The sequence below is a fragment of the Zhongshania sp. genome, from assembly GCF_041584495.1.
Taxonomy (GTDB): Bacteria; Pseudomonadota; Gammaproteobacteria; order Pseudomonadales; family Spongiibacteraceae; genus Spongiibacter.
This window is the reverse complement of the sequence record NZ_JBFHDY010000122.1, coordinates 1-10,179: the sequence shown is the minus strand read 5'-3', so window position 1 is coordinate 10,179 and position 10,179 is coordinate 1. Positions and strand designations below refer to the sequence as shown.

Genomic DNA, 10,179 nt, shown 5'->3' with positions numbered 1-10,179 from the left:
GTCATGCGGCGCTATACAGTTATTTTCCCGTCAAGCTCGACCGGTATCTTGCGATATTGGCCGATACTCAGGCGTTGCTGTTGCCTCGCTATTTAGATGCCGTCGCCAACGGTGGGTCATTACGAGAACGAATTGCTGGGGTGTTACTGGCCTCTGCAGACGCCCATGATTGCGGCAGTTCGATTACCGCCCTGTTGGCCGCCGTGCCCATTGGCATGCGCCGCCACCCAGAATTACATCAAGCCTTGAACAGCCAAAATAATGATGTAATGGACGCATTGAAAGGAATTTTTGTCGAGGCCAAACAACGCGGCGAAATTCAGACTGAGGCGTCGCTGGATAATTTGGTAACGGCACTTCTTGGCGGTGGTGTCGGTATGGCGTTGTTCCCGTATGGGCTGCAAAGTAGTGGCTCACTTCGCGAAGCGATGGAGGTTTATGTGACGATGATCGAAGGCCTTATTTTCCGCGCCAAGTAGATCGCATTTAAAATTATTTTTTTAAGGAAATGTTTATGTCGGTAAAGTCAAGAGTGATCAATAGTGCGGGGCAGCCTGAGTTCGGGTTGTTCCCCAGTGGCGTAAACGAAATTAATTACCTTGACTACGACTTGCGTAGCCCTATGGATCGCAAGCTAAGCGCGTGGTCCAAAAAGTTTAAATTTAATCAATTTCAGTTTATCGCCCTAGTGAGCCCAGAATTGATTGTGGGTATTGCGATTGTCGATTTAAAGCTGGTTAGCAATGCGTTTGTATATCTCTACCGGCCAGCAGATGGCGCGTTTGATGAATTTAGTTTTGTGCAGCCATTGGCGATGAGTACATCGATAGGCTTGTACCCCAATAATAGTGAGGCGATATTCAGTAAAGGCGATAACTCGATAGCTATTATTGCGGACGACAGTGCAATGCAGCGCCGAGTTTGTGTTTCATTGTCGGCGGGTGTCGAGATTGATGCTTTGATAGATGAATCGGACTGTGCGCCTTTAGCGATGTGCTCGCGCGCGGGCTACCAGGGCTGGGTGTACACGCAAAAGACCGCAGCGCTGCCGTGTTTGGGGCGAGTGGTTTGGCAGGGGAAGGCGCTTGATTTAGCGGCGATGAATGCACTCGCTTCAGTCGACTGGACTGCGGGCTATATGCGAGGAGAGACTTTTTGGAACTGGGCCAGTCTGTCGGCAACCCTTGCCGATGGTCGGCGCTTGGGCTTAAATTTGGCCGCAGGTGTGAATGAAACCGGTTTTACAGAAAATGCCCTTTGGCTAGATGGTCAGCTAATTAAGGTCGATACCGTGGACTTTCAATTTTCGCGGTATTTGCCTGAAAGTGAGTGGCGAGTTCGCTCCGCAGATGGCGTTGTCGATTTGCATTTTACGCCTGCCGGTCAGCGTAAAGAAAAATTAAATGCCTTATTTATTGCCTCCAACTTTACCCAGCACTTTGGCGTCTTTCAGGGCCAGATTCGCCTAGCGAATGAAGTTGTAGAAATACAGCAACAGTGGGGGTTTGCAGAGGATCACTACGCTCGCTGGTAGTCGCTATTGCGCGCATAAGATCTGTTGAAGAGTAGAGGATGACGAGTGACCTTAGGCGTGAAATATTGAGATTGAGTTTTCTCTTTTTGCTTGCTGAATTAGAACTTGCTCACACTTCGGGCTATTACTCACTATAATCACTTTAGTTACGCTGTCATGACTTTATTATTTCGTTATAGTCCCCGAGCTTAAGCCTCGACACTAGTCGGTAAAAATAATTAATCAAAAAGGGGATGACTCGCCAATGGGGATTAATCTAAATCGACAGCATTTAGTGAGTGGGTTTATGCTTCTGTCACTAGCTGCTTGCGGTGGCGGTAGTGGTGTAGATGCGCAGCAAGTAGTCAATGACGTGGCGGCAAATACGGGCGCCATTGAAGCCTCGGTTTCAGACGCGTTACGTTCTGGCGAGTTAATTGATGGGCAGTACATTGTACTACTAAATAAATTGGATGTTGTGGGCTTAGTTCCAGCGCCGGTAGATGAGGTAGTTTCGAGTTTACTGGAAAGTGTTGGCGGTAATTTGTTGACGACATTTCAGCACACTTTGCGTGGCTTTGTCGCTGAGCTAAGCCCCGAGGCGGCGGCGTTGTTGGCGCAAAACCCGCTTGTTAAATTAGTTGAGCAAGATCGCACAGTGGCAATCGCTACAACGCAAAATGGCGCGACTTGGGGCCTAGATCGCGTGGATCAGCCAAGCCTGCCTCTCGATGGCAACTACCAATACAATGGCAATGGCAGCGGCGCCCATATTTATATAGTTGACACGGGTATGCGTAAATCGCACAGCGAATTTAGCGGTAGAGTTGGCAACGGTCGCAACTTTGTTTCTAGTGGTGTGTTGTTTGGCAGTACTGATCCAGCGAATGCCGAAGACTGTAATGGCCACGGCAGTCATGTAGCGGGAACAAGCGCGGGCACAACCTGGGGCGTGGCCAAGGGCGCAATCCTGCACCCGGTGCGGGTACTCGACTGCAATGGTTCGGGCAGTAATTCTGGCGTTATTGCCGGTATAGACTGGGTAGCGGGAAACCATATTAAGCCCGCTGTTGCGAATATGAGCTTGGGCGGTGGTAATAGCGAAGCCTTAGATACCGCTGTGCGCGCCGCGATAAGTGCGGGTGTGACTTTTGTGGTTGCCGCTGGCAATGATAATACTGATGCCTGTACTGGCTCGCCAAACCGTGTTGCAGAAGCTGTTACCGTGGGTTCTACCAGCTCAAATGATGCGCGGTCTTCGTTTTCAAACAAAGGCAGTTGCGTTGATATTTTTGCGCCCGGCTCGGCAATTACCTCGTCGTGGTATCAGAGCGATACCGACACCAACACTATCAGCGGTACTTCGATGGCCGCGCCCCATGTCGCTGGCGCTGCAGCATTACTATTAGCACAAAACCCGTCGGCAAGTCCTGCGTCAGTATTTGCGAGCTTAATAAGCGACGGCGTTAACGGCAAACTGAGTGGTCTCAGTGCGGGCTCACCGAATTTGCTACTACAGCTTGTGGCAGGAGGTGACGGCACACCTACTGATTTTCCACCGAATGCCGCCTTTACGCATAGCTGCGGTGATTTGATATGTAGCTTTGACGGTACAGGCTCAACGGACGATAATGGCATTACCCAGTACCAATGGGCTTTTGGTGATGGCAATGTCGCAAATGGCGTTACCGCTAGTCATAACTACGGCGCAGCGGGGAACTATAGTGTTACGCTCACCGTAAACGACAGCGCGGCCCAGCAAAACAGCGTAAGTCAAAATGTGGTAGTTGATCGGCCGGGCTCTGGGCTTTGCCCAGAGTGTGAACAAACCGGCGGCACTTTGGCTTCGGGGGCGCAGGCTTACTCCCCCAGCAGCAGCGGTTTTAGTAGTAATGGCGGACAATTCCGTGGTTTTTTACAGGGACCTGCAGGCACTGATTTTGATCTCTACCTTGAAAAGCTCGGTGGCTTTTTAGTGCAGAGCTGGTCGGTGGTCGCCAGTGGCGAAACCGCGAGCTCTGACGAAGCAGTAAGTTACTCGGGTAATTCGGGCACCTACCGCTGGCGGATAAAATCGTATAGCGGCGCCGGGGAGTATATTTTGTATACCGATAATCCCTAAGGGAGTTCATCGATAAGCAAAAAACGGGCGCCAATAGCGCCGATTTTTTTGCTTATAACTAGCGGGGTAGACCGAGTAATCTGCTAGGTGGGCACCGTGTTTAGATACGCGTTGAGATCGTCGGTTTGGTGTTCATCTGCCCGCCACAGATAAACATAGGGCAGTGCCAGTCAAGTGAATAAGGTGCCGATAATTATAGCGGCGCCACAATAATGCCAATGCTGTTCCGTGCCTCCGCGCCAGGCCTGCATACCAATACGAGGCAGAAGTGACCAAGTACGGTGGCGGCCGTTGTCATCAACACTGGCCGTCGACGGGCTGCTGCGGTAATGTCTATCGCCCTATGTTTTGCGACGCCTTGCTCATTGGCGGCGATGGCCGCATTAAGGGCAATTTCTTGCCCTTTTTCTTGAGTGCAACGAGGTGCGGGGGCATGGTTTGAGCTCTGTTCGAATGGATTTTTACGCCGCCTAGTTTAATGATTCAAGACGCGTCTAATAATTTTGCACCGCGAGAGCACGCTAACCGCGCAATGACATCCACAAGTAAGGGCGCTTGTGAGTACTTTTATTTCAGGGGCTAGCGCTTTCGTCGGCGCCACTTACTCCGTTTGGCGTATTGATGACAGTGTACGCATCGGCTAGTCTGATTTAATACGTGTCTATTGTACTAACGGTTGGGATGCTAAGGCGGGTGGTGGCTACTTCTGCGCGATAGCTTGGGCGTTGACAGCGGGTGGAATTAAGATCCTTTAAGGAAATAATGCATGAAATTACCGATTTTGCTTCTTAGTGTCGTCATGGTGGCGTGCAGCAATGATCCGGCGCCCAGTGCAAATAGTGAACAGGCCGCCAGTGCTGCGGTTGCCGCGCTTCAGAGCAGCGGTTCCGCCTCAGGGAAGGATTTGTATGCCGCGTGTTCAGCTTGTCACGGTGCTAACGGAGACGGTAATAAAGCCCTTAGTGCACCGTCTTTAACTAATCAGCAGCGTTGGTATCTGGAGCGTCAACTCCTTGGGTTCCGCTCTGGTTTGCGGGGCAGTCATCCCGACGATGCTTTTGGCGCACAAATGCAGGCGATTGCAAAAACACTGCCCGATGACGCAGCGGTGAAATCAGTGGTAGCTTATATTGATGGCTTCAAGGCGACGCCTGCCGCGGCGACGTTGACAGGCAATGCGAAGCGCGGCGCTGATTACTATTCTAATCTTTGCGGTGCGTGCCACGGCCCCAATGCGGAGGGCAATGATACGTTGCAGGCGCCAGCGCTGGCCGGGGTCGATGACTGGTATTTGTTGCAGCAATTCGAGCACTTCAACAAAGGAATTCGCGGCAGTGATGAGTCAGACCGCTATGGCTACCAAATGTTTATGATGGCTAAAACCCTGCCGAATGCTGAGGTTGCCAAAGATGTGGTGGTGTATATACAGAGCTTGGCAGACTAAATGAGGCCAGCGGCGATGCGCGCCCTTCTGAGTATCTTATTGTTGCTGCCGATATTAAGTTCGGTCGCCGCTGAATGGCGCTTGAGTGAGGTTTGCCCTGCGGGATTTCGGCCTGAGCAAGGTCGCTGCTATCTGCAAAGTCTTTATGGTGAGTACGCTTCACTGCAAGACTCTGGGGTGGGTGGTTTGAAAACAGGCCTACCGCCATTGCGCGAGGGCTTTACGCCCCAGCAAATTGACTTGGGTCGCCTCATGTTTTTTGATCCGCTGTTGTCGGGTGATGGCACGCTAGCCTGTTCCTCATGCCACCAGCCCAGCAAGGGCTTTGCTGATGGTCGTGGCCTCAGTATTGGGATTAACGGCCAGTTAGCACATCGCTCAGCTCCGAGCTTGTGGAATGTCGGCTTTTTAAAGCGTTTGTTCTGGGACGCTAGGGCCAGTTCGCTAGAAGAGCAAATGGAAGGGCCGCTGTACTCGCCAATTGAAATGGGCAATAGCCGCGAACATTTGCTTAAGAGTCTGAGCGAGAGTGCCACCTACCCAGCCTTATTCAAACAAGCCTTTGGCGATAGCACGATTAGCTTAGATCGAATTTATACCGCCATTACTGCCTTTGAGTCGTCGCTGGTGTCTTTGAATAGCCGTTACGATTTATACGCCAATGGCGTGCATGAAGTACTGAACAAAGACGAAATAGAAGGTATGAATGTATTTCGTTCCTTTGTCGCGCGCTGCGCTGAATGCCATACACCGCCGACATTTACCAACCAGCAAATTGCGATACTGGGCACTCCCGAACCGGATGGTCACGCGTTTGACAGTGGCGTACAGGCAGTGACGGGTGACGCTTCCCAGCGCGGCGGATTTAAAGTGCCAACATTGCGCAATATCGAACTCAGTGCGCCGTATATGCATTCTGGCCGCTTCGAAACCCTGCGTGAGGCGGTGGCATTTTATACCGGTGGTCGTGGGCACGCGGTACCGGAAGGCGAGAAACTCAATTTGCATTGGCATATATGGGAACCGAATTTAACTGATCGTGAAGTCGATGTCTTGGTCGCCTTCTTAAAAACCTTAAGCGACGAAAGCTTTATGCCGCCGCTGCCGAGTGCGGTGCCATCAGGCTTGCGCCCGATTATCGACGCGACGCCGAATTAATTATTTTTGAGCCTGGAAATTGAGGAGTGCAATAATGAAAAACCCGATTAGATTGGGGCTGCTGTGTCTGGGCTTGCTGTGCAGTATGCCAAGTCTGTGGGCGGCAGACATTCCGGTAAAAGACGGCGAGTCGATTCAGGACGCGGTGAATAAAGCCAATCCTGGCGACGTGGTACTCATTTATCCCGGCACCTACAAAGAAAGTGTCTACATCGACAAAGACAATATTACCCTGCGTGGCGTCGTTGAAGAGGGTAAGTGGCCGGTGTTAGAGGGTGAGGGTAAGCGCAATGACGCGATTCTATACTCCGGAAATGACTTTACCGTGGAGTGGCTGACCATTACCCACTACAAGGGTAATGCCATTATGGGGCAGTCCGGTAATAATTTTACTATTCGCTATAACAAGGTCGTCGACACTGGGGTGTATGGGATTTTTCCCCAGTTTGGTAAGAACGGCCTGATTGAATACAACGTCTTGAGCGGTATCGAAGATGCGGCGATTTATGTTGGCATGTGCGACAACGTTGATGTCCGTCACAACGAAGTATTCGACAATGTTGCCGGTATCGAAATTGAAAATACTCGCCACGCCTTAGTCGAAAACAATTACGCCCATAATAACACCGCGGGTCTGCTGGTTTTCATTACGCCGGGTCTACCGATTAAAACAACGTTTGACGTAATTTTGCGCAATAATTTTGTGGTGAATAATAATACCGCAAACTTTGGTGCGCCGGGTTCAATTGTGTCCAAGGTGCCGCAGGGTATCGGTATCGTGGTGATGGCTGCGGACGATGTGATTGTTGAGGGTAATATTGTCTCGGGCAATAAAACGGCGGGTATCGTGATTACCGATTTGGCCTTTATCACCGATATTTCCAGTGACCCAGAGTCTGAACCGAATCCAGATCGCTTGGTGTTTCTTGACAATCTTATGTTCGATAACGGCGCAGATCCAGTTGCCGAAGTTAAAGCCCTTATGTTGACTCAATTCAGTCGCACTGGCCCAGATATTTTAGCAACGCCGGGTTCCGCCCAAGAGCAGGACAACTGCATTATTAACCGCGAGCGCTACACCAGCTTTGGCGTAAAGAAATGGGCTGAGTGTGAGCGCAAGAGTACCGCTGATGTGCTGAGCTACCGTATTCCCGGCGGCGCGCCGAGTGAGCCAGTGACGGCTACCAATCGCACTAAGCTGCTTTATCAGGGTATTTGCGCCGGTTGTCACGCTTATAATATGCGTATGATTGGACCGCCAACCCTCGCTGTGCAAGCGCTGTATCGCAATGACGCGCAAGGTATTGCCGACTATATCGGTGAGCCACATAAGGTTCGCCCTGACTACCCTGCGATGCCTTCACAGGCGCATTTGTCGCCGGAGCTAAGAAAGGAAGTGGCTGAGTATATGCTGAAGGTCACCAAGTAATTGAGCTTCGTATTTTATTTTAAGCGCAGTGGGCACCGTGATGGTGCTTACCAGTATTGAGAGTAAGAGAGGGCGGTTTATGACATCCAAAAGTAGAGGTCGCATAGTCTGTACCGTCGGGCTGGCAGTACTGGGTGCGCCATTGGCGCATGCCGCTAAGAATCTGGCGCTAGAGGAGGTGGTGGTTACGGCCCAAAAGCGTGAGCAGAGCGCGATGACGGTGCCGGTTACGGTTGATACCTTTACCAGCCAAGATTTGGAAAATACCGGCGCTCTGACCATGGAAGATATTCAGGCTTATATACCCGGCCTAAAAGTGGGTGAAGACGTGCGTGGCGGCGGTATGACCCAGTCGTCTTTTATTATTCGTGGCATTGAAAGCTCAAATATCAGCACCGGCGGTGACCCTTCAGTCGCGACCTTTCTAGATGGCGTATACTTACCGCGGGCGGCGATTACCGTGCCATTTTCTGACATGGCGCGAGTAGAGGTATTGAAGGGCCCACAAGGTACGCTGTTTGGTCGCAACGCCGCAGCGGGGGTAGTGAATTTTATTCCCAATGGACCAAGTCTAGAGGAGCGCGAAGGTTTTGTGACGGCCAAGCTGGGTAGCTACGATTTGTTTCGCGTTGAGGGTATGAGCAATATTCCCCTCACCGACAGCCTCGCTCTGCGCATGAATGTGATGCACAACCAGCGCGGCGCGGTCCTCGATATGCTCGGACCAGCCAAGCCGGATCCCGGCGAGCAAAATAACCAATTTGCGCGTATGGCGCTGCGCTGGGAAACCACAGACCAACTCACCCTGCAAATGGCCTATGATATTGACCGCGTCGACAATGGTCCCCAAGCGCGCCTCAGTACCAGTGAAGAATACGCGACCTACCCTGATCCAACAGAGCGTAAATTAGAAACCGACGCCATAAATGGCGGAGAAACACGGGATATGCAGGGCATCACCGGTAAGCTTTGGTATGACATTAGTGATGTCACTACCATGAGTTTGATTGCCAGTTACCGCGCGTTTGAAACCTATAATTTACAGGATGAAGATGCGACGTCAGACGAGTCAGTTTACGTCGACACCAATAATATTGAAGATTCCGATATTGCTTATTTTGAAGCGCAATTTAATGTATCGCTAGATTGGGTCGACGCCGTATTTGGCGCAAACTACAGCAAAGAAGACACTTATCAGCAAACCGCGCTTACTTTTAGTTATGGCGCGGTGGTGGAATTAGCCTCAGCGATGACGGGTGTGCCAGCAGGCGTATTAAATACGCTGATTGGCGGCCCTATTGCGGGCAACTATGTCACCGAAAGAATGACCAATGAGGGCGATTTTGAAACCTACGGTATATTCTCCGACCTTGATTTCACCATTAACGACTGGCTGAGCATTATTACCGGCCTGCGCTACAGCAACGATAAAAAGGCCTTCAGCTGGTATGCGCCACTCACCGAGTTTGTGCTGTCACAAGCGCAGGGCGAAAACTTCTTTTTTAACTCAGACGGTCTTGAGCAGGGCAGTGCTAGCTGGGACAAAATCACCGGCCGCGTCGTGGCCAACGCACAAATTAGTGAAGGTGCTATGGCGTTCGCGAGTTATTCAACAGGCTATAAGTCGGGAGGCTACGATTCTTTGAATACCAGCTCCCGCGAAGTGCCACTGGCGCCGGAGGTGGTAACAAACGTCGAACTAGGTTTGAAGGGCGATTTACTTGAAGACAAAATACGCACGCAAATTGCCTTGTTTAAAATGGTTATCGATGACCGCCAAGAGTCAATAGAGTCTAAAGGCCCAGAAGATAATGGCGCGGTACCAACGGTGATTAGTACAGATGAAGATATTCATGGTATTGAGCTGACGGCCGATTGGCTGGTTAATGATAGTTTGCGTTTTGGTTTGATTTACACCTACCGTGAGCAGAAATCTAGCCGTGCGGCCTACTATGATAAAGATGGCAATTTTCAAGAGGCTAACCAAGTTAATGCCACTGCGCCCCAAGAATACACCTTGACGGTGGATTGGTCTCCGGAGTTTGATTACGGCTTGCTATTGCTTCATGTCGACTATATTTATGAAGAGAATGTCGAAAAATCCAATGAGGATCATCTCGATAAGTTTAATCGCGTCAATGGCTACGGTGATGACACCAGTTTGCTGAACGGCCGCTTGGCGTGGTCCACGCCAAGCGGCCGCTATGAGTTTGCGCTGTGGGGTAAAAACTTATTGGGCAATGAACGAGTGTCGCAGCCCGGCGGATTGACGGGCGGGGAGCTCGGCACCTACCACGTGGGGATAATTGCGCCGCTTACCTATGGCGTTGATTTGAGATTTGTCTTTTAAATTTGGCGCGGCAATGCGCCGCGTTTTTATGCGTGCGCCAGGCATGGCGCGTAGCGCCGTGACGGGCGCTGTTCCAAACCGCGTGGTGGCGATTGGATGACTTGGTGGTGAGAGTCCACTATCGGCCCGGCAAGGGGAACGATTAGCCGAACGGCAAGGGTGT

The 10,179-nt window shown here is 51.1% G+C and carries 9 protein-coding genes; 8 read left to right on the top strand and 1 reads right to left on the bottom strand.

All coding sequences use genetic code 11. The features are described 5' to 3' along the window. The 3 genes from ABYP33_RS15575 to ABYP33_RS15565 all read left to right on the top strand — a co-directional run. Window positions 1-479, top strand: a 479-nt coding sequence (locus tag ABYP33_RS15575; RefSeq protein WP_373092077.1) for a hypothetical protein, incomplete at its 5' end; no start/stop codon positions are given. 35 nt (window positions 480-514) lie between these two features. Then, entirely contained in the window at window positions 515-1,534 is a 1,020-nt protein-coding gene (locus ABYP33_RS15570) for a DUF2804 domain-containing protein (protein WP_373092076.1), read from the top strand. 286 nt (window positions 1,535-1,820) lie between these two features. Next, window positions 1,821-3,635, top strand: coding sequence for a S8 family serine peptidase (locus ABYP33_RS15565; RefSeq protein ID WP_373092075.1), 1,815 nt, complete (start codon window positions 1,821-1,823; stop codon window positions 3,633-3,635). A gap of 193 nt (window positions 3,636-3,828) precedes the next feature. Here the strand turns inward: ABYP33_RS15565 and ABYP33_RS15560 are convergent, their stop codons facing one another. Further along, complete coding sequence (locus ABYP33_RS15560) at window positions 3,829-3,966, bottom strand: efflux RND transporter permease subunit (protein ID WP_373092078.1); 138 nt, start codon at window positions 3,964-3,966, stop codon at window positions 3,829-3,831. On the opposite strand from ABYP33_RS15560, the gene ABYP33_RS15555 reads away from it, so the two are divergent. The 5 genes from ABYP33_RS15555 to ABYP33_RS15535 all read left to right on the top strand — a co-directional run bounded on the left by ABYP33_RS15555 (window position 3,904) and on the right by ABYP33_RS15535 (window position 10,016). Further along, window positions 3,904-4,077, top strand: a complete 174-nt coding sequence (locus tag ABYP33_RS15555; protein ID WP_373092074.1) for a hypothetical protein — start codon at window positions 3,904-3,906, stop codon at window positions 4,075-4,077. The two genes, ABYP33_RS15560 and ABYP33_RS15555, sit on opposite strands and share 63 nt — an antisense overlap. Window positions 4,078-4,401: 324 nt before the next feature. Then, the gene (locus ABYP33_RS15550) at window positions 4,402-5,079 is read left to right on the top strand and encodes a cytochrome c (RefSeq protein ID WP_373092073.1); all 678 of its coding nucleotides are present in this window, start codon (window positions 4,402-4,404) and stop codon (window positions 5,077-5,079) included. A 15-nt stretch (window positions 5,080-5,094) separates the two neighbouring features. Continuing rightward, on the top strand, window positions 5,095-6,237 hold the full coding sequence (locus ABYP33_RS15545; RefSeq protein WP_373092072.1) for a cytochrome-c peroxidase: 1,143 nt from the start codon (window positions 5,095-5,097) through the stop codon (window positions 6,235-6,237). 34 nt (window positions 6,238-6,271) lie between these two features. After that, entirely contained in the window at window positions 6,272-7,666 is a 1,395-nt protein-coding gene (locus ABYP33_RS15540) for a parallel beta-helix domain-containing protein (RefSeq protein WP_373092071.1), read from the top strand. A 79-nt stretch (window positions 7,667-7,745) separates the two neighbouring features. Further along, on the top strand, window positions 7,746-10,016 hold the full coding sequence (locus tag ABYP33_RS15535) for a TonB-dependent receptor (protein WP_373092070.1): 2,271 nt from the start codon (window positions 7,746-7,748) through the stop codon (window positions 10,014-10,016). Window positions 10,017-10,179 lie beyond the last annotated feature (163 nt).